The sequence below is a fragment of the Neobacillus mesonae genome, from assembly GCF_023715155.1.
GTDB lineage: Bacteria > Bacillota > Bacilli > Bacillales > Cytobacillaceae > Neobacillus > Neobacillus mesonae_A.
Genome location: NZ_JAMBNQ010000006.1, coordinates 99620 through 123078 on the forward strand (window position 1 = coordinate 99620; position 23459 = coordinate 123078).

Below are 23459 nucleotides of genomic sequence, written 5' to 3' on the forward strand. Positions count from 1 at the left end.
TGAAGGGAAAATCTTATCATTATCCCTAAGCAGAAAATATGCAAATTTTTTTGATGCATACTTTCTGCTTATTTATTTGTTGCTTCCTAGAAATAACATTAATATTTCATTTATTGCGCTGTATAACCGCCATCAATGACTAATTCAGTACCTGTTACAAAACGTGACTCATCAGAGGCTAAGTACATGGCACCATATGCAATATCATCGGGTGTTCCCAAAGTTGGCCACGGTGTCTTCTCTTTTAATGGATGTCGTCCGTTTTTCACTTCTGCCATGGCTGTTGCAATAACGCCAGGATGAATCGAATTTACACGGATATAATCTTTTGCTAATTCTACTGCAGCCGATTTTGTCATTAACCTTATTGCTCCTTTTGAGGAATGGTATGCTAAAGATGTTGGGCTTCCCACAAGCCCCCAAATCGAAGAAATATTGATAATCGAACCGCCGCCTGATTTTTTCATCAGCTTTGCTGCATATTTCATTCCCAGGAAAGTACCATTCGTGTTAATTGATTGGATTTTCTCAAACTCTTCAAGTGAAGTTTCAAAAATACCATTTCTGATTAGTATCCCAGCGTTGTTTATTAATACGTCTAGTCTTCCAAACCTTTCCTCTGTTTTCGCAATTACTCTTTCCCATTCCTTTTCCAAAGAAATATCATGTTTTAATGTAAGAATGTCTTCATGATGATCTTCGATTAATGAAACGGTTTCCATCATACCTTCCTCATTAATATCTGTTAATACCAGTTTTGCACCATGTTTTGCGAACAATTTTGACTCTTCTCTACCTTGACCACCTGCTGCACCAGTAATTAAGACTACTTTTCCATTTACCCTTTTCATAAAGATTCCTCCGTATCCCCTTTTGAAACTTTTTCCTATTAAGACAAAAGGCAAATTATTAAATTTCAATTAAAATACTGATTTAATCTTTTCTTTTTCATTTAAATACCATTCTTTTAATTTAAATTTTTGTATTTTTCCCGTCGAAGTAACTGGAAGTTCCTGTTGGGTTACAAACCTTATATACTTAGGAATTTTAAATCTTGCTAATTTATCAGTTACATATTGCAACATTTCTTCCTCCGTTGCATCTGCGCCTTGTTCCAGAACAATCCACGCCATACCAACTTCGCCCATCATTGGGCAGGGAACCCCTATTACATATGCCTGATTTACTTTGGGATGACTTGTAAAAATACCCTCAATTTCTTTTGGTGCAACATTCTCTGCACCAATCCGATAAATTTCTTTGATTCTGCCAGTCAATGAAATATAGCCATTCTCATCTATGACACCCAAATCACCTGTATGCAGCCAGCCGTTATTATCAATTGTTTTTGCTGTCTCTTCCGGTTTATTGTAATAACCCTTAGTGACCATGGGACCTCTGCATATCAATTCTCCTTCCTTTCCGAATGGAAGGATTTCACCTGTATTAATATCAGTTACACTAAATTCAATATTCTTTCCATTCAGCTCTTTTAAGCCAACATGTCCGCCAGGGATGGGGCGGCCAACATATTGATTTAGGTAAAACAAATCATCAGTTGGATCAGTTTGTAATGCTCCAGCAGCAATTTCTGTCATTCCATACCCTGTATTTAGTTCTTCTATCCTCATTTCTTCTTTTAAACTTTTCCAAATATGTGCAGGCACTTCTGAACCAGCACAATACATCGCTCTCAAACTTGAGATATCAATTTCTTTTGTTCGGAATGCATTAAGTAGTCTTAAACCTATAGTTGGAACACAAAGAATATCTTCAACTCTATGTTTTTCTATGATTGAAAGGGCCTCATACTCTTCAAAGTCAAGCTGTAGTATTACACACCCACCTACCATCGATGCTCCTACAACACCAACAATATAACCAAAACAATGATAGAATGGAATCGGAACAAATATTCTTCTGCCTTCTTGATATCCTCTGCTCAGGCTCGTTCCCAGGGCACTTCTCCAAATCATATCATGTGTAACCAGTACACCCTTTGGTAATGATGTTGTACCGGAGGTGTACATAATATCTGTAACATCTGATACATAATCGTTCCTATTTTTCTTATACTTGATTAAAATTTGATCAGATTGATCATCTTTAATTGAATTTATAAGCTCATAAAAATCTATAGTTCCCTTATATTTTTTTCCTTCAGGAGAATAAACAATAATGTTTTTTAAGTTGGGAAACTTTGATGATTTTTTTCCTTCAAAAACTTCTGGACAAAGTTCTTTTAAACTTGATACATAATCAAAATTATTCCAAATGTCCAGTGTAATAATATAAGATGAATCTGATTGACGGATTAAATAACTTAATTCTTCCTTTTTTAATCGATAATTTAAAGGCACAGTGACACAGCCCGAAATGGCACTGCCCAACTTCGAAAATATAAACTCAGGGTAATTTGGGAAAATTAATGCGATATGGTCTCCCTTTTTTACCCCTAAATCAATCAAACCTGCAGCTAATTTTATTGATAGTTTTCTAGTTTCACCATATGTCCAGTATTGTTCATCACTGACAATATAAGCTTTATCTTTGTATTTTTCTGTCTGCTTAAGAAAAAGTTCATGAATTGGTTCCGGGGTCCACTTTTCGGAAATATCCTTAAATTTCTTTCTCCTTATCTCAATCGTTTCCATTTTCTTCTCTCCCTACTACTTTTTTATCTAATCTGGTAAAACTACTAACAATCCAAAAGCTATAATTAATTGGTTGGAATACCTATCCTTTTCTTCATTAACAATATAATCTCTCCTTCTGATACGATTTCATCCCTTTGGTTATATACAAGAACTGATCTTGTAAGAACACCACGGTCTTTTTTTGACGTTTCTTGTTTTGCTTTTACTATAAATTTTGCAAAAATGGTATCTCCGGGAATTACTCCTCTTTTGAATTTCCAATTGATTTCCAATAGGCCAAGTGTTGTTCCATTTACAATTCCCATCATTGACTGTAGACCCGTTATAACTGATACTGATAATAGTCCATGAGCCACTCTAGTTTTATAAGGTGTTTCTTTCGCAAATTCCTCATCAATATGCAATGGATTAAAGTCACCCGAAAGTCCCGCAAACTGGACTACATCGGTTTCTGTTATTGTTCTACGTGGTGTTATCATTTCATCACCGATATTAAAATCATCAAAAAACATATCCACTTGAATTACCCCCAATTTCCGTTATATATTATTGGTTTCAAAACAAATAGGCCCAGCAAAAGGAAAGAAAAAATCTCTCATTTGCTGGGCCTATTTACGATCCGAGGTTGATTTTAAATCAACCCCAGTAAATAACAGCTGAAATATTTAATTTTAGATAAATTTATTTTACAATAAACGGATATAATATTCAAATACTTTTTAATATTCCAACAATAATACAGTCATAATGTTTCCATTACAAACTATTTTATAAAACTGGTGTGTTTCAACAATTAACATTCTTATTGCTTCCATTAAAATACTAGTTTTCTTTCCTTTTCTATTTGATGATTTAATAGAGGTTTCCAGTGATGTAATATCACGAAATTAGAATTCTATAATTCAATCTACACAAACATCATCGTATTCGCATTTTAATTATAGGTTTAGTTAGGTTTAATAACATTTTTAATTATTTTGGTTTTTATTAATTAGATACATTATTTTTTGCACCATAGCTATTTTCATATCTATTTTCTGACAAATTTGTAACACTTCTGGATGGAAAAACTCTTTATCCATTGCTAGTTTAATCATATTTAAGCGATCATGAACAATACTTTGTCTTAATTCCACTACTTCTTTCAATATCATTTGATATATCCCCTTTAGAAAGATTAGATTAATAAATTTACTTTATTTCCAAAAGTTCTTATACATTTAAATTAAGGACTTTTCAAGAATTTCTACCACATCTAAGGTTTGTATCTTATCTTCTACTTCTTTTGCTTTCGTTCCGTCACTAATCATTGTTAAGCAATATGGACACCCCGTACTTATCATCGTTGCTTTTGTTTCAAGAAGCTGTTCTGTTCTAGCTTCATTGATGCGAGTACCAGTATCTTCCTCCATCCACATAAGACCTCCTCCTGCACCGCAGCACATGGCTGTCTCACGTTTCCTCTTAGGTTCTTTAACTTTGACACCAGGAATTGATTTTAAGATTTCACGAGGTGCATCATATATATTGTTATAGCGTCCCAAATAACAGGAATCGTGGTAGGTGATTGTTTCATCCACATGATTCTTTGGTGTTAATTTTCCTTCCTTAATTAACTGTGCAAGCAGCTCTGTATGATGATAAACTTCAGCTACTAGTCCAAATTCAGGATATTCATTTTTTAGTGAATTATAAGCATGCGGATCAATTGTTACTATCTTTTTAACATTGTATTTTTTTAAGGTTGCAATATTTGCATTTGCTAACTCTTGGAATAAAAATTCGTTTCCAATTCGCCGCGGTGTATCACCGGAGTTCTTTTCTTCATTACCGAGGATTGCGAACTTTACTCCGGCAAGGTTTAGCACTCGGACGAAGGATTGCGCGATTTTTTGGCTTCGATTATCATAGGAACCCATTGACCCCACAAAGAAAAGGACATCGAACTCTCCTTCTGCTTTTTTCAATTCTTTCACAGTAGGAACTTTTACATCCTCTAACATCTCTCTCCAATTAACCCGTTCCTTTCGGTTGATTCCCCATGGATTGCCCTGGCGTTCAATATTGGTCATCGCACGCTGGGCATCTGGATTCATTTTTCCCTCTGTTAGAACCAGGTAACGACGCAAATCAATAATTTTATCCACATGTTCATTCATGACAGGACACTGGTCTTCGCAGTTGCGGCATGTCGTACACGCCCAAATTTCTTCTTCGGTTATAACATCGCCTATTAAACTGACATTTTCTATTGAGACAGCTGCTTCTTGGGCACTGGCCAATCTTCCCGCTAATGCTAATTGATTTCCTCTTGTTTGGTTAAAAGCAAAGGCGGGCATCCACGGTCCTCTCGATGTAATGGCTGCACCTTTTTCCGTTAAATGATCCCGCAACTTTAGAATTAAATCTTTAGGAGAGAGCATTTTACCTGTTCCAGATGCAGGACACATATTTGTGCACCGGCCACACTCGACACAAGCATAAAGATCTAATAGCTGCTTTTGATTAAAATCTTCTATCTTACTAACGCCAAATGTTACCTGTGATTCGTCCTCAAAATCAATCGTTGATAATTGGCCAACTTTATGTGTACGCCCTAGCCAAACATTGGCAATCCCCGCAATTAAATGGGCATGCTTTCCTTGTGGAACATACACTAGGAATCCCAATAAAAACAAAAGATGTCCCCACCAAAAAACAAAGAAAAGTGTACCGGCAACACTTTGCGGCAGCCAGTTAAATACGAGCGAAACCGCCGAAGCAATTGGTTCCGTCCAACTAGGCTTATCCCTCAGCCAAATCATGTCCATTCCATTAGCCAATAACGTACATAACATAAGTCCGATAAGAAAATAATAAACAAGCCCGGCCATAAATCCTCGTTTTAAACGAACAAGTTTTTCAATATAACGCCGGTAGAATCCCCATGCTGTAGCAAACAAAATCATTAAGACAACAATTTCCTGAAAGAAAGTGAAATACGGATAAATGGGACCAAGTGGAAGATGGGAACCTGGGGCCAGCCCTTTCCAAATGAGATCAATGGCTCCGAATTGAACAAGCAGGAAACCATAGAAATACATAACATGCATGGTACCGCTTTTTTTATCTTTTAAGAGCTTTTTCTGTCCCAATACATTGATGAGAATGGCATCGACCCTTTCCTTGGCTGTCCGATTAAATTCAACTTTTTTTCCTAACTTTATATATCGATAGCGAGTTTTAACTAATGCTGCAAACAAGTAAATCGCATACCCAGTTACAATTAGGAAGAGAAGTAAGTTCATCATTTGCAAAATATTCATCCTAATGCTCCTTTGGAAATTGATCATAATCTAATCCCTTTCATCCATATCATTTGGCTGTGATTACCGCTCAGGTCAACTCCCTTCGTAAACATACATACTTTCTATAACCTTTGCATTCTATAAATCAAAAATGCGAGAGACTTAAATATACATATAAATTGCATTTGCCTTTGCTGCCATTTCGTTATTTTCATCGTATATAAAACAATCAATATGATTGATCCGTCTGCCCTTTTAATCCAATGAGCATCAGCAAGAAGGAAATTGCCCTTTGCCTCTCTTATTTATGTAGTTTTCATATCTACTGTGACAACTTTTTGTTTATTGTTTTCTCCTGCTCCAAATAGGTTACCCATTGCAATATCTGCCAGTGAACATATAATTCCTCCATGAACAATCCCTATACTATTTAAATATAGGCGCTGCATTGGTAATAAAACCTTTAAGTTCGTTTCACTTATACGCTTATATTTGCACTTTAAAAACTTATCGAAAGCACATACAACAAATTCTGTTTTCATCGTTAACACTCCTAAAAGAAATTTCTAATCGATTACACTTTGGCAATTAATGTTTCATTATCTTTAGACTAACTCCTCAACCTTAAGAACCTTTTTTAATTCCTCAGTTAAGATTGGTACAATTTCAAATAAATCTCCGACAATTCCATAATCCGCCGCTTTAAAAATAGGGGCTTCTGGATCTTTATTAATCGCAACAATTACTTTTGAGTTGGACATACCCGCTAAATGCTGAATAGCTCCTGATATTCCACAAGCGATATAAAGTTCTGGTGTTACCACCTTACCTGTTTGCCCTATTTGCAAGGAGTAATCGCAATACCCTGCATCACATGCTCCACGTGATGCACCAACAGCTCCTCCTAATAGGTCTGCAAGTTCTTTTAATGGTTCAAATCCATCCTTTTTTTTAACACCACGACCCCCAGAGACAATAACTTTCGCCTCCGATAAATCCACACCGCCTGTTACTTTACGGACAACATCTTTAACCATTGTCCGAAGATCTTTAATATCTGCAGAAATAATTGAAACTTCTCCTGTTCTGGACTCGTCCTTCTTCAAAGAGTTAATATTGTTCGGACGAATGGCCGCAAAAATTATACCCTTTTTAATTTTCTTTCTCTCAAATGCTTTCCCTGAATAGATTGGCCGAATGAATACATCTTCTTCACCATTTTTTTCGACAGCTATTACGTCAGAAATTAAACCTGTGTTTAATTTTATGGCAAGACGTGGTGATAGATCTTTGCCTTGAGCTGTATGGCCAAGGATAATGCCTTGAGGATTTTCCAAATCAATCACTTTAAGGATTGCTTGTTGAAAGGCATCTGTTGTATAGTATTTAAGACTTGAATGATTAACTACAACGACTCGATCTGCACCATAATGTATTAAGCTATTTGCTAATCCATCCACTTTTTCTCCTAATATAACCCCCACTACTTCTCCACCATCTGCTATTTTCTGACCTGCTGCAATAGCTTCATAAGAAACTTGACGTAATTCCCCATTACGAACCTCTGCAATAACTAATACTTTCTTTGCCATATATATCCCCTCCGTTAAATAACTTTGGCCTCAGATATTAAAAGTGAAATTAATTCTTTTACTTGAGTTTGGTTCTCTCCCTCTAGTACTTTTCCAGCTTGTTTTGCTGATGGAAGAAACACTTCCACTGTTTCAGATTTTGCTTCAATATCGTCCACATCAAGGTTAAGATCATCTAATTCTAACTTGACCAATGGTTTTTTCTTTGCTTTCATTATCCCTGGCAGTGAAGGGTATCGAGGTTCATTTAACCCTTGTTGTGCTGTAACAAGGACTGGCAGTGATACCTCAACAATTTCTTCGTTGCCTTCAACATCCCTGACAATTGTTGCTTTCATATCATTAATCTCCAAATTGGTAATGGTCGTTACTTGTGGAATGTCTAAAATTTCAGCAACAGATGGACCTACTTGACCAGAACCACCATCAACTGTAACGTTTCCACCGATAATCATGTCATATTCTTGATTTTTTAAATATGCAGCAAGAATCATTGACACTGTAAACTGGTCAATTACATCCAGTTCATCGCTTTTGATTAGAACAGCCTTATCGACACCCATCGCAAGTGCGGTACGAAGTTCTTTTTCAGTCTCTTCCTCACCAACTGTAACAACTGTAACTTCTCCGCCATGTTGTTCTCGAAGAATGATCGCTTCTTCAATCGCGTATTCATCGTATGGATTGATAATGAATTCAGCTCCACTTTCTTCAATTTTTCCATTGTTTATTAAAATTTTTTCTTCTGTATCAAAGGTTCGCTTCATCAATACAAAAATATTCATCTATTTGTCCTCCATAAAATTATTAAGAAAAGCGCAAGCGCCTTGGTCGGCCTCAGGCATAGCAAATGTTTTTCTGCCTAAAAAGTCAGGTTTTTGACTTTTAGGGCAGAAGGTTATTTGACCTCGAGGGGCTAGGCTGCTTGCGCTAGACAATTCTCAAAGTCCAAAGCTTATACTTTCTTATCTCGTAAAAAATAAAAATCCAGCAACAATAAGCTTCAGCTCTTGTTACTGGATTTTTATCTATTAATATAAGAAAGAATTTTGGACTTTCCTCATAGATAACCAGCACTAACAGTTTGTTTAACGTAAATTCCCTTTGACTCTTTGTAACGATCCCATGCCGACTTAATCGATTGAATAACAGCTCCCTGAGAAGGTATTAGAACACTCTTTCTTAGTTTTTCAATTAAAGGATAAATTCCATTCTTTAAATCATAACCCTTTACAAGAGAAGATAAATAATAGTTTGTTAAATCAGCAATAAATGTAAACTCTGCATCTTCAATAATTTCTGTTTCGGTATTTATAACTAAAACAACGGTTATTGTTTTATATTTCTCATACAAAGTTGTTCCTCTTGGAAGCTGGGCAAATCCAGATATTAAGACATTATTATCTTCATACATCCTTTATAACCTCCTTGTTATTCATATTCTTATTTTATACTACAATAGGTTATTATATCAACTATTTTTTTGGAATTTTTGAAATTCCCCAAACCCTCAAACAATTTTATTTCAGAATTAATATTACTATTAAAAACAGAGCGTTTACGCAAAATAAAAATTGGAGCAACGCTTCCTATTTACCAGTAAGGCAGGACAGGATCACGTACTCCAATTTTTAAAATTTTTCTATATCAATTGTCTAACAGCCAGTCTAAGTATTAACAGTCAACCTGTAATGTGTTTGTTTACTCTAAATATTACACCACAAGAAAGTTAACGCGAAGGGATCCTGCGATAAGAATCTAAGCTTCTCCCTTTAGCCACCTTACTTGGGAGTTCGCGCCCAAGAATTCTTTCTGCTTCCAGGGTTACCCCTATAAGCTTTTCCAAGTCAATTCCGGTGCTGATACCCAGTTCGTGGCACATATGAACCAAATCTTCTGTTGCAATGTTTCCGGCAGCACCCTTGGAACCACCAAATGGGCATCCACCTAACCCTCCTACTGAGGAATCAAAATGACTAACTCCCATCTTTAATCCAACATAGGCGTTGGCCAATCCCATTCCTCGGGTATCATGTAAATGTAAGTTTATGTTTTTATCTGGCCACTTATCTTGCACTTGACCTACGAGGTACTCGATGGAAACCGGATTTGCCCATCCAACAGTATCACCGAGAAGGATACATTCTGGATCAATACCATATGCGTTTGCTTTTTCTATTGTTCTAGCAATCAATCTAACTACATGCTGTGGATCGACATCTCCCTCATAGTTACAGCCAAAAGCTGTCATAACATTAATTGAACTGATTGGAACATTATACTTACGTAGAACAGCTATGCGTTCATCCATTTCATCGAATGTCTCTTCGATGGAACGATTGGTGTTCTTTCTTGAAAATGTTTCACTCGCAATTATACTAAGAACGCCTTCCAAGTCAAATTTTCCAGTGGCTTGAGCTCTCTCAATCCCCTTCGAATTTAGATATATACATTGGTACTCTGTACCCGGATTCCTTTTAAAGCCTTTAGCAACTAACTCTGCATCTGCCATCTGAGGTACCCATTTCGGACTCACAAAAGAAGTAACTTCAATCACAGGAAAATTGCATTCAGATAGCAAATCAATTAATCGAATCTTGTCTTCCGTAGAGACTGGTGTCTTTTCAATTTGCATGCCCTCCCTAGGCCCTACTTCACGAATCGTTACCTTCTTCGGAAATGCCAATCTTATCCCTCCATTGTAATCTAGTCATTGACCCACCGTCATACTTTCAACGAAATTAAATACGATAAAAGATATAAGTAGTGTCCCACTTTCTATAAAACTGCCAATACGATTTTAGAAATTAAATACTAATGGGATAGGTTTTTTCATTATCATCCCGATCAATATTAGCTTTCTATGTTGACAACAATGTTTCTTGGGTTCCGTGCTGTCAAAAATTCTACTGTATCAGTGTTACTCATATTACGTTCAATATGCGGTAAATATGGAGGTACTCTAAGAAAATCGCCAGGCTCATACTCTTCATAGTCTTCATATCTTTCGCCATGTAAAAGTCGAGTAATACCGCTAATAATGAATCCCGCAGTCTCGGCCTCGCCATGGTGATGTTCCCCAGAATCCATTGCAGGTTCTCCGGTTACGCGTCCAATCCATAGATTAGGTGCTTGTACTGCGGTTCTTCGGGGCATGTTTTTCGTTTGATTGGTTAAATCATTTAAGTCAGATGCTCTTACGATCAAAACTTCTCCCGTAATATCATCTCCCGGGATTTCAATATTTTCATTCTGATCCACATACTCTACCTTGTAATTTGGTGCCATGGTAGTAACAATATCAAATGATTCGACATTGCTTCCATTTTTATAGATATATGGATGATAAGGTGGTATATAAATGAAATCACCTTCATTAAGTTCCACAGAACTTTTATAACCTTCCCCATAAAAAAAGACGGCTTTTCCCTTTAATACATAGTGAACGGTATCAGATTCTTGATGATGCTGTGCAGCAGATTCAGCACTAGGCTCAGCTATTATTTTACCCATCCATATTTTTTCCCCAGCTGTACCCGTTTTCCATGTGATGTTCAAATTTTTTGTTTTCTCAACTTTCAACTCATTCTTTTTTGTTATCCCTAATTGGCTATAATCTACTTTACTATTCAACATATTTTCACCCCACCGTTTTTTCAATTGTCAGAGTAATAAAAGAAGAACTTTAGACATACGTTAATTTCTCATTACCGAGCATTATCCGCAATGATTCGGTTTTTAATGCTTCCAATTTCAGCAATATGTACCTCTACGACATCTTCTGCTTTTAATAACATTGGCGGGTTCCGTTTTACTCCAATACCCGATGGGGTTCCTGTCAGGATAATATCACCAGGTATTAATGTCATCGCCTTTGAAATTTCAGCAATGATCCGATTTATCGGGAAGATCATAAGGCTTGTATTGCTAGACTGTACTATTTTACCATTGACTTTACAATAAATATCCAGATTTTGAACATCCTTTATTTCATCTTTCGTTACAATCCAAGGGCCCAAAGGACACGATTTATCCATACTTTTCCCCATAAACCATTGACCGCCATGAGAATGCTGAACATCCCTTGCAGATAGATCATTTGCACACATATATCCGAAAATATAATCGGATGCTTCTGCCTCAGCAATATTTTTTCCTTTACGTCCGATGACAACAGCGAGTTCTGCCTCATAGTCTAATTTTTGGGTAAAGTTTTCCGGCAAAGGAATTCCCTCATAAGGGCCGGCTATAGTCCCTGTGGCTTTTGTAAAGACTGTTGGTTTAGTTGGAAGATCAATATCTTGACGAAAACGTTCGTTAAAATGTTCTAAGTAATTCCACCCCACGCACATTATATTACGTTCTAATTTAGGAATTGGCGGTAATAAATGCTCACTTATTAAAGGTCTTGGTTCAACGTTCGAATTTAGGATTCTATTTAGTCTATCGATTCCATTATGCCCTGCTTTAATTATTGATAAGACATCAGGAAACTCATTGCTAACATCAATCACTGTATTATCATGGACTATACCTGCATTAATTTGATTTTCATTAAGGTAAGAAATTATCTTCATTAAAAAACATCCCTCCTCCCATATCCTTTATTTCACCTCTTAGAAGCTGACCAGGATAGTTTTTTGTAAACACTTGCTGCTTACCGACCACTCCATATTGGCTCTCTTTTTTCTAGAAAAGCATTCATACCTTCCTTTGAATCTTTGGTTTCACCTAAAATAACTACTTGATCACGAAGGTAATTCAATGATTTCTCGTAATCCATTCCTTGAATCATTTGCATTGCCTCTCTGCCTAATGTTAAGGCGGTTGGATTTCGTTTCGCCAGCTGACGTGCAAACTGTGCTGCTTCCTGCATTAATTCACGATCCGGATAAACTGCGTTTAAAAGCCCCATCTCTTTTGCTTCCAAAGCATTAACTTTTTTCCCTGTATAAAATAATTCATAGGTGTTTTTGGGACCAATGGTTTGGAGGAGCGGGGCACTAATCATCATCCCCCAAAGGCCTACATTAATTTCCGGTGCCCCAAACTGTGCACTTTCATTGGCAAACGTGATATCACAAGCAGCAGCGAGTCCTAGGCCGCCTGCCAAGGCATAACCATTTACTGCCGCAATAATTGGCTTTTTTAAATGGCGAATCGCAAGCAAACAATTCTTATATTTCGTGACATGGGCCTTATAGTTTAAAATGTGCTGCTCATTATTTTCACTCATTCCTCCCAGGTCGGCTCCCGAACAAAAGGATTTTTCTCCTGCCCCTGTTATCATCGAGACACGAACATCGGAGCGATCATTCATTTCATTAAGAAGCGAAACAAAGTCCTCCATCATTTCCCCTGTTAATGCGTTATGTTTGTGTGGTCTATTTAATGTAATCGTTGCCACATAGTCCTCTATCGAAACTAGAATATGATTCTCTCTCATAGCAACACCTTCTTTCTATTTTTGTCACAAAGATTTACCAGTTACAGATTTTTAATTCACCTTAGCGGTTTTTAAATAGCTGTCAATAAAACTGGTTGTAGTATTTCCAGAAATGTATTCCGGATGATTTACGATTCTTTTTAATGTTGGAATATTGGTTTTAATCCCTTCCACTTTATATTGTTCCAGTACTTTACCCATACTTTTTATCGCTTCATTGCGGGTGAGTCCTTTTACAATAAGTTTTGCAATCATCGGATCATAAAATGGTGTTACAACAGATCCTTGTCCAACAGCTAACTCGTGGCGAATATTTTCACCGCTAGGTATACTAAAACTTGTGATTGTTCCCGGTGAAGGAAAGAACGTATTTGGATCTTCTGCATAAATCCTAACCTCAATCGCATGTCCATTTAATTGAACGTCTTTTTGACTGATGGTTAGCGTTTCTCCATTTGCTATCCTAATCTGCTGCTCTACTAAATCTAAGCCAGTAACTTCCTCTGTTACCGGGTGTTCAACCTGCAACCGAGTATTAACTTCTAGAAAGTAAAAGTTCTTATGCTCATCCATGATAAATTCTACTGTCCCGGCATTTTCATATCCAATCGCTTGTGCTGCCCGAACAGCTGCTCCGCCCATTTCTTTCCTAGTCAGTTCATCAATAAATGGTGATGGGGCCTCTTCTATTACTTTTTGATGTCTTCTTTGAATCGAGCACTCTCTTTCCCCTAAATAAACGGTATTACCCTCTTTATCTGCTAATAATTGAATTTCGATATGTCTTGGATTTAAAATGAGTTTTTCTAGGAACATGGCTCCATCTCCAAAAAAGTCTTTTGCACGTTTTTGGTTCCCTTGAAAGGCCCTTCTCAAGCCTTCTTCATCATCAACCCTTTGCATTCCAATTCCTCCGCCCCCAGCGGAAGCCTTTAACATGATAGGATATCCGATATTCTTCGCTTCACGAACTGCCTCTTCCACATCTGCTAACGGTGCATCAGTACCGGGAACAATGGGAACGCCTGCATGGCTCATTAATTTTCTAGCCTCAATTTTACTGCCCATTTGTGAAATGGTTGAAGGAGAAGGGCCAATAAATACAATATTATTTTCAGCACACTTCTTTGAAAATTCAGGATTTTCGGATAACAAACCATACCCTGGGTGGATAGCATCAACGTTTGCTTGTAATGCCACCTCCATTATTTTCTCCATTTTTAAGTAGCTTTCATTAACTCTTGGGGGGCCGATTAAATAACTTTCATCTGCCATTTCTACGTGTGGTGAATTGATATCTGCTTCAGAGTATATAGCTACAGTTTTAATCCCCATTTTTTTACATGTCCGAATGATACGGGCCGCAATTTCGCCTCTATTTGCAATTAAAATTTTAGTAAACAATATTTGTTCCCCCTCGTATGAAGTTATTTCAATTTAATAACCACATCGCCATCATTGACAAAGTCTCCCTCGTTAACGGTAATTTCATCAACAATACCGCTTACCTCTGCACTGATTGGAATTTCCATTTTCATTGATTCCAAAATCACTACATCCTGACCTTCAGTTACTTGATCTCCTGGTTTTACCGTGATTTTCCAAACATTACCCGCCATATTAGATAATACTTCCATTTCGTTCCACCTCATTAGTTTTTTTTTAGTATTCTGCTTTTATTCTTTCTCATCCACATTTAAGAAAGTTTTATCCCCTTCTGACAAGGGTTTTCTTATGTGCTTTTCCTTCTAAAATGTCTCTGTTTTGACTGTATAATTCAAACCTTTGAATCAGATCTTTACGTAAACGGTCTCCAGGTACAACATCATCAATATAAAATTCTGATGCAGGGCTCCAAACATTAATGTCATCATTGTATTTTTCACGCTGTTCTTGTATGAATTTTTGACGTTCGGCAGGGTCCTCAATAGATTGAATTTTATTATAATACATGGCATTGACAGCTGCCTCAGGTCCCATAATAGCAGGCTGTGCTTGAGGTAAGGCAATGCACGCATCCGGCTGCATGGAAGCACCTGACATGACGACATAACCAGCACCATATGCCTTCCTCACAATTAAAGCAATCCTTGGAACGGTAGCATTTGCCACTGTTGACAGCATTCTTGCACCTCTTCTAATGATGGCTTCCTTTTCTACCTTGCTTCCCACCATAAAGCCCGGTAAATCTACTAGGAACAATAAAGGAATATTATAAGCATCACAAAGTGAGATAAAGTGTGCTGCTTTTTCGGCAGATTCTGGGAAAATAACACCGCCTTTTACTTTTGATTGATTCGCCACTATTCCTACTGATCTTCCTCCGATTCGGCAAAAACCTGTAATCATTTCTTTCGCATACAGCTTTTTGAATTCAAAAAATGAATTTTCGTCCACAATGTTTTCAATGAAAGGATACATATTCATAGGAATACGTTGATTTTCCGGTACTAATTCTTCAATTTTTTTACCACCAATAGGAGGTTTTGAATCGATTAACTCTGGGGTTTTCATCCAGTTTTGTGGAAAATAACCTAAATATTTTTTAGCAGCGTCAAGAGCTTCTGTCTCCGTTTCTACTAACATATCACCTAAGCCGCTGACTTGATTATGCATGCGGGCACCACCCATTTCCTCCATTGAAACCTTTTCCCCTGTAGCCATTGCGGCCATTCTAGGAGAACCTAAGTAAACGCTCGCATTTTTATTCACCATCACAACAAAATCACATAATGCAGGCAAATAAGCACTTCCGGCTGGAGATGGACCAAACACTAAAGCAATTTGCGGGATAACTCCTGACATTCTAGCCGTATTGTAAAAAATCTTTCCAGCATGGCGTCGGTCAGTAAAGGTTTCAAATTGTTCGTTAAGTCTTGACCCTGCTGAATCTATCATGTAAATGAGAGGAATCTTTCTCTTTTCAGCCAATTCTTGCATTCTAATAATTTTTTCAATCGTTTTCTTGCCCCATGTCCCAGCTTTAATTGTCATATCATTTGCGATGATTGCTACTGGCTTCCCATTGATTTTTGCAACTAACGTCACAACTGCATCTCCCGGGAGAAAGTCTTCCTCCTTGCATCGTGCAAAAAGTCCATCTTCCACTTCAAAACTATCTTCATCTACCAAATACTTAATTCGGTCGCGAACAAACATCTTGCCAATATCTTTCATTTTTGCGTAATATGGGCGATTTGTTGATGTTTTGATTTCTTGAATTTTTTCATATACCGTTTGGTCAATACCTTTTGTTTCCACAGTGGTTCCTTTTGTTTCTTCCATTTGATAGCCTCCTATAATAGTAGTGTTAGTTTATACTAAATAAAATAGATAGCAGCGTCTGTATTTACTATAGTTTAATCCGTAATGTCTTCTGCATATTATATATTGCCCCGTCACTCAAGGACTTGTCTCTTATGATTCATTTCACCGCTTAGCCAAAGTTGTATTTTCGTTATATCAACACTTAAAGTGTAATCGAACCGTAATTAATTAGGATACCACTTTTCTAATACAGGAAAAGCTTCTTCCCATGCTTTTGAATATTGACCCGGCCCAGTAATCTCAATCCCTAATTCATTAGCCGCTTTCAGCGGCCAATACGGGTTCCGTAATAGTTCTCTGGCCATAAAAATTAAATCTGCCCGATTATTTTTTAATATTTCTTCTGCATGAAGAGGGTTTGTGATTAAGCCAACAGCTCCTGTTGCAATCTCAACTTCATTCCGAATTTGTTCCGCAAGAGGAACCTGATATCCAGGAAAGACATCAATTTTTGCTGGTACTACTGCTCCAGAACTACAATCAATTAAATCTACTCCCTGCTCTTTTAGTCTTCCAGCAATATAAATCATGTCGTCCATTTGATTACCTTCGGGATGGTATTCATTTACAGATAAACGTACAAATAATGGTCCATCCCAAATTTCATTAATCCCATTAATAATCTCTTCCAAAAATCGATAGCGGTTTTCTTTTGTTCCGCCATACTGGTCAGTTCGATAGTTGGTTAAGGGAGACAAAAACTGATTGATCAAATAACCATGTGCTCCATGAAGCTCAATTAAATCAAATTCGGCTCCTTTTGCTCTTCTTGCAGCTTCCTTAAAATGATTTATAATTTCTTGTATTTGAGATATGGATAACTCGTTTGGCACGGGACGATCCATTTTATACGGCAATGGAGAGGGAGCATAAATTTCTCCTTCAATATCTGCCTTTCTGCCTGCATGTGAAAGCTGAATTCCGGCTTTACTTCCATATCGATGGATTTCTTGGACAAGTTCACTTAATCCTTCCATATGACTATCATCCCAAATTCCCAAATCCTTCATTGAGATTCTTCCTTGCGGATGAACGGCTGTGGATTCAAGCATAATCAATCCCACTTGACCCATTGCCCTGCTTCCATAATGCAAATGATGAAATTTACTTACATGTCCATCCCTTTTAAAAGAAGAATACATACACATTGGTGACATGACGATTCTATTTTTTAGCATGATATTTTTTACCGAAAACGGAGAAAACAATTTAACGATGATTTGTCACTCCCTTCACAATTTTTTTACACTATAAAACCCAGAGACTATATCCATTAATACACATATTGAATCAAGTCCGCTGAAACCCATTAATTAAGAAATAAAAGTATGAATTTTATTTTCTAATATATATTCAGCATTTGATTGTCCTCTTATTTTAAACCGTTTGCAATATTAGCCATTTCAATTAATTTATCAATGTAAAATAATTGATTTATAAGTCCATCTCTTTGGCAATAATCTCTTTTTGAACCTCGTCAGTTCCCCCGCCAATTCTCATTAAACGGGCATCCCGCCATTCCCTGGAGATTGGATATTCATCCATATATCCATAACCACCGTGAATTTGTAATGCCTTATCAGCCACTTCATAATAAACTTTAGAAGCCAATAGTTTTGTCATGGAAATCTCTTTTACAAGTACTTCGCCTTTATCATATTGAGCAGCGGTATTATATAAAAGAGCACGTGCAGCTTCAACATCGGTTTGCATTTCGGCAAGGTAATGTCTGATCACCTGTTTCTTTGTTAGGGATCGGCCAAATTGTTCGCGTTCTTTTGCATATTGTACTGCTAATTCCAAACATCTTTGTGCACCTGCAACGCAAGCAGTCGCTTGAATTAAACGCTCTCCATTCAATTGCCACATAAGCTGTTTAAATCCTTCTCCCTCATTACCCAATAAGGCATTATCCGGAACAAAAACATTGTCAAGGAAGATTTCTGCCGTATCAGATGCGTGCATTCCTATCTTTTCTAACTTTCGTCCAACCGTATACCCATCTAAATTACTGTCAACTAAAAAGATACTAAATAACGGCTTGCTTTCTTTTTCTCCCGTCTTGGCAATTAATATTTGATAATCAGCCCTTACCCCATTTGTAATAAAAACCTTAGATCCATTGATAATCCAGCCGCCTTCTATTTTTTTAGCCGTCGTCCTTAAGCCTGCCACATCTGATCCTGCAGATGGCTCAGTAATACCGAGAGCAGCAATCTTTTCCCCAGCTATAGAAGGTACAAGATAGTTTTGTTTCTGTTCTTCCGTACCGAATTTTAAAATGGGGTTCGTTGCCATTAATGCTTGCACATTAAATGCCATCCCTAAACCTGCACAGCCTGATGAAGCAATTTCCTCTGTTACTGTCATAGCTGCAAAGTAATCTAGATGGCTGCCGCCATATTCCTCTGGATAGCGGACTCCAAACAACCCCATTTGACCCATCTTTCTAAAAATCTCGTTCGGAAATCCATTCTTTTCCCATTCTTCAATATTAGGGACAATTTCCTTTTGTACGAATTTGCGAACTGTTTTTCTTAATTCCTGATGGTTTTCCATTACTTCATATTTCACTTATATTCCCTTCCTTTACTTTTCTAGAAATTGGTAGATTATGATGCATTTATAAGCTATTACTCAATTGAAATTAACCGCAACTTGTTTAAATACTCTCCTTAACCTTCAACAAAATAAAAAGCCCAGCAAAATAGCTTAATCGCTTTTTGCTGGGCTTATTTACGAAGAGAGATTGGCTTTTGAAGAGTCAACCCCAATAAATAACAGCTTTTATTTAATTCTTGATTTAATTTTATAAATTAACTAATTTATTGTCAAGTTATTATTTTTGGAAAATATCAAAAATTTGATATTTCCTAAGATCTTTTGAAGTTTTATATCAATCATCATTAATCAATAATAAATTCGTATTTTATTTCTTTATCTTTAATATTGACATCTATCATAATTTAACATAAAATTCTGATTGTTACAAATATTATAAAAGCTGTTATTTACAGGGGTAAACAAAAATTTATCTATTTTAGTAAATAAGTCCAGCATAAGGTTTCTATTTCCTTTATGCTGGACTTATTTTTTTTGAAAGTTGGGGAGAATGTTCCACACTTTTGCTAGGTTCCCTATATAACGCGATTGGTCAAGAACTTAACATTAGTGGGAATTATACATCCCTAGAATCAATATGACAAGGGAGGGGATTTTGGGTATTCGATAAATACTTTTCATTTAATTTTATAAGAACAATACTTAAATTTCTTTGATCACCTGATCTACTTGCTAAAAAACAATAAAAAAAGGAGACGGGATTATAGTGTCAAAAAAAAGGGAGAAATTTCACTATGCATGGTGGATAGCAGTTGCATGTTGTGCCATTTATGCAGGCAGTGTCGGAATTATTGTTAGTTGCGCCGGATTATTTTATAAATCTGTAAGTACTGAATTGGGCGTTGGGACCGCTGATATTGTTTTTTATACAACACTTATGTATTTTGTGATAACTATCACCCTTCCTTTTGCCGGAAAAATCTTTTCCAAATTTAATATGCGCCTAATATTATCAGTTGCTGCACTAACCGATGCCTTGGCATTTGGATTAATGGGCACTTATACATCTGTTTACCATTTTTACGTTTCAGGTGTATTACTTGGTATCAGCAACTCCTTCTTGATATATGCGGCAGTACCATTAATAATTAATAATTGGTTTAAGGTTAAAATGGGAACTGTTCTTGGTGTTTCCATGACATTTATGGGGATTGGCGGGGCAATCTGTGCTCCTATAGCAGGATATCTAATTGAAACAATTGGATGGAGAAGCTCTTATATGGCACTTGGAGTATTCGTTGCCGTCTTAACACTTCCTTTTACCATATTTGTTATCCGAAAGGATCCAAAGGAAAAGAACATGACTGCATATGGTGCAGAATCTGTTGAAAAGTCCTTCAAGAAGGTTGTTGAGGAAACAGGATTTCCATTCAAACAGGCCATAAAATCAGTTCCTTTTTACGGATTATTTATTTTTACGGGTCTTTTAGGTCTAGTGGTAACGGTAAGTTTTCATATTCCAAATCATCTCCTATCAGAAGGATTTTCCACTTCATTTGCGGCAACTGTCGTTACGTGTGTCATGATTGGACAAACATCAGGGAAATTCCTTTTAGGCTGGTTAAACGATAAAGTCGGGATAAAGATGACAAACTTAGTTGGAATCGGTTCAGGTATGATAGGAATATTGCTCATTTTATTTAGTGGACGCTTTGGGGGTATTTCTATATATATTGGAGGGCTTACTTTTGGTATTGGTTATTCGTGCAGTACTTTGTTACCACCTTTCATGATCAAAGCGGTTTTTGGAAATCGAGACTATGCATCCATCTATTCCATGATCATGTCATCGGCTACTTTAGCAATTGCCGTTGGAACAACTATTTTTGGATTTGCTTATGACATAACTGGATCCTATTATGCTGTATTCCTTGGCGTATTAGCTATCCAAGTTTTCGCGATACTTATAGGTATCATGACATTAAGAAGAAAACCTACGGCAACTAATAACAATGAATATTTAGTTGTAAATGAGAATTGATAGATTTTTAGAAGGAGTATGGTGGAATCAGAGTTTTTAAACGACTCCTTATCAAATCATTTCAAAAAGCTCTAGTTATTTAAGCTAGAGCTTTTTTGATAAAGCTTAAGGCCAATTTTTCCAATCAGGTTTTTCAATTTCATTCACATTTTCAGCCGATAATTTGGTAATATTTATATTCTTCTCAGTTTGTTCCTCTTTACCTTCACTGAGATTAATTACAGTTTCATATACTAACTTTGCCATTTCTGGTGGTGATGAAAGTGCTCCACCGTAATAAAATTTTCCATCATTTTTTAAATATTCATAGCCATCCGAAAATAATGAAGATGTAATTACTTTAATGTCTCCTTCCAAACCAGCAGCTTTTATAGCATCTATAGCACCAAAAGCTTGGGGATTTGATCCAACGAACACGCCATTAATTTCATCTCCATACTTGGTAATAAAATTTTCCATCACCTTTCTACTCTTATCACGTTGCCAATCTCCAGCCTGAGATTCTAAGATTTTAATTTTTGAAAATTTCTTTACTACATCATGAAACCCTTTAGAAAATTCGTTTGTAATTGGAAATCCAGGTGCACCAGTTCAACCTTTCCTTTTCCGTTAAGTACTTCAATCATTGCTTTCCCTGCAATATTTCCCATTTCTACATTGTCCTGACCAACATAAGCATCGACATATTGCTGGCCGCTTTATTGGTGTACTGTTGTAGATAAATTTCCCTTTCAATTATTTGTTCCATGGAGACAACCATTCCCAGAGTATGTTCATGTTTTAATGTATTATCTCCGGCAACAACAAAAGTACCGATAAATCTTTCCTTTCTTATCCCTGATCGGGGCCGTGGAACAAGTCCAGGAATTAGAGTTGACGTTATAATGTTCCCATCCTACGATCTGGACAGGTTTACCTTCGACAATTGCCAACCCAATAGCATTAGTTCCTACTTTTTGCTCCGAGCGATGAGCACCCAATGCATAATTGCTTTCTAGCCCTTTTTCAGAAATATTTGTTTCACTTTTTAAATCAATCACGATTCCATTTTCATCGGTTGGACCAGCAATATATCCTGTCCCATTTATATAGGTATAAAAGTCCTCCAAAATCGGTCTGGCTACATTTAATAACAGAGTGTTCCGATCCAATAAATTAGTTGAAGCAGCCTGTTCAAAACCGGAGGCATTTCATAAGGATCAATTCCCCTGGAACGGGATCGCTTCCATGAATTCACAATTTCCTTCCGCATACCTAGTGGATGTATGCCTTCATGAATAAATCTTTTCCATTTGCAATCTAAATCTGGATTATTAAGAGCATTACTCAACATTGTACTCAATACTCCCCCCCTAAGATTTGTTCCAAGACCATTTACCAAAAAGGCAAATAATCTCCTATTCACCCTTTATAACATCAATTTACTGAAAATTCAGCTACAAAACAATCCAATTTTATAGTCCAGCTTTATCATTAAATCTGTGCAAGTGCATTTGGATTTTTTTAATTAACTGTCGGTTTCACTGTTTCTCTTTAGCATTTATAAAACACTTTCATCTTCTGATACCGTTCAGTTTCTTGTTTGCTTTTTATAATCACCAGGGGATACTTTCTGATCAAATATAGAAATCACGTTTCCACCCTCATCCTTCTTACAAGATTTAAATATAATGGCCCAGCAAAAAAGAAAGAAATCTACTCACTTTTTCGCCGAGCCTTTCAGTTCAGACTTAATTTTAGTTAAATTGGGTAAAACAGCTTTTTCATTGATTCGTTAATAAATGGAATATTTGCATTTACTTCTTTTTTGGTTGCTTATACGATTTTATGATCTTCCACGATGAACGTTGTAATTTCATCAAGAAACTCCTTGGCGTGATTCATTGTTCTTTGACCATTCTCAGATTGAAAGGCTGCTTCCAAACTTTCTACATCTTTAAACCAAAGTTCAACAATTCCATCGACTGGAACTTCATTATAACTAGCCTGCGTTTTTTTATCTATTGTTCGATTTATAGCCAAATTTTGTATGTAGCCTTCAATACCATTCATGGATAGGACATATTCCGCATGTACCTGTAACCATTCAAATTTAAACCTCTCCAGGTCAATATCATGCCTACGTTTGAGGAGTGATATCCTTTTAATTAACGGCTTATTTTCCGGGGGTGGAACAACAATTTTTGGTTCCGTCATAACTAATTGTAACTCACCAATAAATTTAGGCTCATCTTCTTTAAGTGTTTTTTGGTTTTCTTCATTAAATACCTCTTCCATAGAAGTGGTTTCATTAAAGGTAATTTGTGAAAAACCATCCACTTTATAATTACTTCTTGGAAAGTTAATTCCTAATTGTTCAGAATTCACTACATGATTTTGATGATAAGCTTTTACACCTTGACCAAGTGTCTCCCTAACCAACGGTCCGTGTGTTTCAAGCCAGTAACTTCTAAACTCTTCTTTGGAGATATCATCTCTTTTTCGTAGAATACCTGTTCTTTTAATCATGATTTCCTCCTAAAAATTAAATTGTATACTTTAAATAAT

The 23459-nt window shown here is 36.5% G+C and carries 21 protein-coding genes and 1 pseudogene; 1 reads left to right on the forward strand and 21 read right to left on the reverse strand.

Annotation, left to right across the window (positions count from 1 at the left end):
• Nucleotides 1–110 precede the first annotated feature (110 nt).
• The 18 genes from M3183_RS08235 to M3183_RS08320 all read right to left on the reverse strand — a co-directional run bounded on the left by M3183_RS08235 (nucleotide 111) and on the right by M3183_RS08320 (nucleotide 18883).
• Nucleotides 111–851 carry an SDR family NAD(P)-dependent oxidoreductase gene (locus M3183_RS08235; protein WP_251468381.1) on the reverse strand — a complete coding sequence of 247 codons (741 nt, stop codon included), beginning with the start codon at nucleotides 849–851 and terminating at the stop codon, nucleotides 111–113.
• A 69-nt stretch (nucleotides 852–920) separates the two neighbouring features.
• Nucleotides 921–2654, reverse strand: a complete 1734-nt coding sequence (locus M3183_RS08240; RefSeq protein WP_251468383.1) for a class I adenylate-forming enzyme family protein — start codon at nucleotides 2652–2654, stop codon at nucleotides 921–923.
• 65 nt (nucleotides 2655–2719) lie between these two features.
• On the reverse strand, nucleotides 2720–3169 hold the full coding sequence (locus M3183_RS08245) for a MaoC/PaaZ C-terminal domain-containing protein (RefSeq protein ID WP_251468520.1): 450 nt from the start codon (nucleotides 3167–3169) through the stop codon (nucleotides 2720–2722).
• Between the two features lie 456 nt (nucleotides 3170–3625).
• Nucleotides 3626–3811 (reverse strand): Spo0E family sporulation regulatory protein-aspartic acid phosphatase, encoded by a 186-nt coding sequence (locus M3183_RS08250; protein WP_251468385.1) that lies wholly within the window; start codon nucleotides 3809–3811, stop codon nucleotides 3626–3628.
• A gap of 66 nt (nucleotides 3812–3877) precedes the next feature.
• Nucleotides 3878–5962 carry a (Fe-S)-binding protein gene (locus M3183_RS08255; RefSeq protein WP_251468387.1) on the reverse strand — a complete coding sequence of 695 codons (2085 nt, stop codon included), beginning with the start codon at nucleotides 5960–5962 and terminating at the stop codon, nucleotides 3878–3880.
• A gap of 287 nt (nucleotides 5963–6249) precedes the next feature.
• Nucleotides 6250–6486 (reverse strand): PaaI family thioesterase, encoded by a 237-nt coding sequence (locus M3183_RS08260; RefSeq protein WP_251468389.1) that lies wholly within the window; start codon nucleotides 6484–6486, stop codon nucleotides 6250–6252.
• 63 nt (nucleotides 6487–6549) lie between these two features.
• Nucleotides 6550–7536, reverse strand: coding sequence for an electron transfer flavoprotein subunit alpha/FixB family protein (locus M3183_RS08265; protein WP_251468391.1), 987 nt, complete (start codon nucleotides 7534–7536; stop codon nucleotides 6550–6552).
• A gap of 14 nt (nucleotides 7537–7550) precedes the next feature.
• Entirely contained in the window at nucleotides 7551–8321 is a 771-nt protein-coding gene (locus tag M3183_RS08270; protein ID WP_251468393.1) for an electron transfer flavoprotein subunit beta/FixA family protein, read from the reverse strand.
• 275 nt (nucleotides 8322–8596) lie between these two features.
• Nucleotides 8597–8950, reverse strand: coding sequence for a DUF3870 domain-containing protein (locus tag M3183_RS08275; RefSeq protein WP_251468395.1), 354 nt, complete (start codon nucleotides 8948–8950; stop codon nucleotides 8597–8599).
• Between the two features lie 315 nt (nucleotides 8951–9265).
• On the reverse strand, nucleotides 9266–10222 hold the full coding sequence (locus M3183_RS08280) for a hydroxymethylglutaryl-CoA lyase (RefSeq protein ID WP_251468396.1): 957 nt from the start codon (nucleotides 10220–10222) through the stop codon (nucleotides 9266–9268).
• A 167-nt stretch (nucleotides 10223–10389) separates the two neighbouring features.
• Nucleotides 10390–11172: a cupin domain-containing protein gene (locus M3183_RS08285; RefSeq protein WP_251468398.1), complete on the reverse strand. Its 783-nt coding sequence runs from the start codon at nucleotides 11170–11172 to the stop codon at nucleotides 10390–10392.
• A 71-nt stretch (nucleotides 11173–11243) separates the two neighbouring features.
• A complete protein-coding gene (locus M3183_RS08290; protein ID WP_251468400.1) occupies nucleotides 11244–12113 on the reverse strand; it encodes a fumarylacetoacetate hydrolase family protein in 870 nt (289 codons plus the stop codon).
• Nucleotides 12114–12193: 80 nt separating this feature from the next.
• On the reverse strand, nucleotides 12194–12982 hold the full coding sequence (locus M3183_RS08295; RefSeq protein ID WP_251468402.1) for an enoyl-CoA hydratase/isomerase family protein: 789 nt from the start codon (nucleotides 12980–12982) through the stop codon (nucleotides 12194–12196).
• 51 nt (nucleotides 12983–13033) lie between these two features.
• On the reverse strand, nucleotides 13034–14386 hold the full coding sequence (locus M3183_RS08300) for an acetyl-CoA carboxylase biotin carboxylase subunit (RefSeq protein ID WP_251468404.1): 1353 nt from the start codon (nucleotides 14384–14386) through the stop codon (nucleotides 13034–13036).
• Between the two features lie 23 nt (nucleotides 14387–14409).
• Entirely contained in the window at nucleotides 14410–14619 is a 210-nt protein-coding gene (locus M3183_RS08305; RefSeq protein ID WP_251468406.1) for an acetyl-CoA carboxylase biotin carboxyl carrier protein subunit, read from the reverse strand.
• Nucleotides 14620–14689: 70 nt separating this feature from the next.
• Nucleotides 14690–16267, reverse strand: coding sequence for an acyl-CoA carboxylase subunit beta (locus tag M3183_RS08310; protein WP_251468408.1), 1578 nt, complete (start codon nucleotides 16265–16267; stop codon nucleotides 14690–14692).
• A gap of 206 nt (nucleotides 16268–16473) precedes the next feature.
• Nucleotides 16474–17529, reverse strand: coding sequence for an NADPH dehydrogenase NamA (gene namA / locus M3183_RS08315; RefSeq protein ID WP_251468522.1), 1056 nt, complete (start codon nucleotides 17527–17529; stop codon nucleotides 16474–16476).
• A 214-nt stretch (nucleotides 17530–17743) separates the two neighbouring features.
• Nucleotides 17744–18883, reverse strand: a complete 1140-nt coding sequence (locus M3183_RS08320) for an acyl-CoA dehydrogenase family protein (RefSeq protein ID WP_251468409.1) — start codon at nucleotides 18881–18883, stop codon at nucleotides 17744–17746.
• A 754-nt stretch (nucleotides 18884–19637) separates the two neighbouring features.
• On the opposite strand from M3183_RS08320, the gene M3183_RS08325 reads away from it, so the two are divergent.
• Nucleotides 19638–20912 (forward strand): MFS transporter, encoded by a 1275-nt coding sequence (locus M3183_RS08325; protein WP_251468411.1) that lies wholly within the window; start codon nucleotides 19638–19640, stop codon nucleotides 20910–20912.
• Between the two features lie 105 nt (nucleotides 20913–21017).
• Here the strand turns inward: M3183_RS08325 and M3183_RS08330 are convergent.
• The 3 genes and pseudogenes from M3183_RS08330 to M3183_RS08340 form a co-directional block, all read right to left on the reverse strand.
• A pseudogene (locus M3183_RS08330) lies at nucleotides 21018–21491 on the reverse strand (sugar ABC transporter substrate-binding protein); the annotation flags it as partial.
• A gap of 547 nt (nucleotides 21492–22038) precedes the next feature.
• The gene (locus M3183_RS08335; RefSeq protein WP_251468414.1) at nucleotides 22039–22254 is read right to left on the reverse strand and encodes a hypothetical protein; all 216 of its coding nucleotides are present in this window, start codon (nucleotides 22252–22254) and stop codon (nucleotides 22039–22041) included.
• 473 nt (nucleotides 22255–22727) lie between these two features.
• Nucleotides 22728–23420, reverse strand: coding sequence for an EthD domain-containing protein (locus M3183_RS08340; RefSeq protein WP_251468416.1), 693 nt, complete (start codon nucleotides 23418–23420; stop codon nucleotides 22728–22730).
• Between the last annotated feature and the right edge of the window lie 39 nt (nucleotides 23421–23459).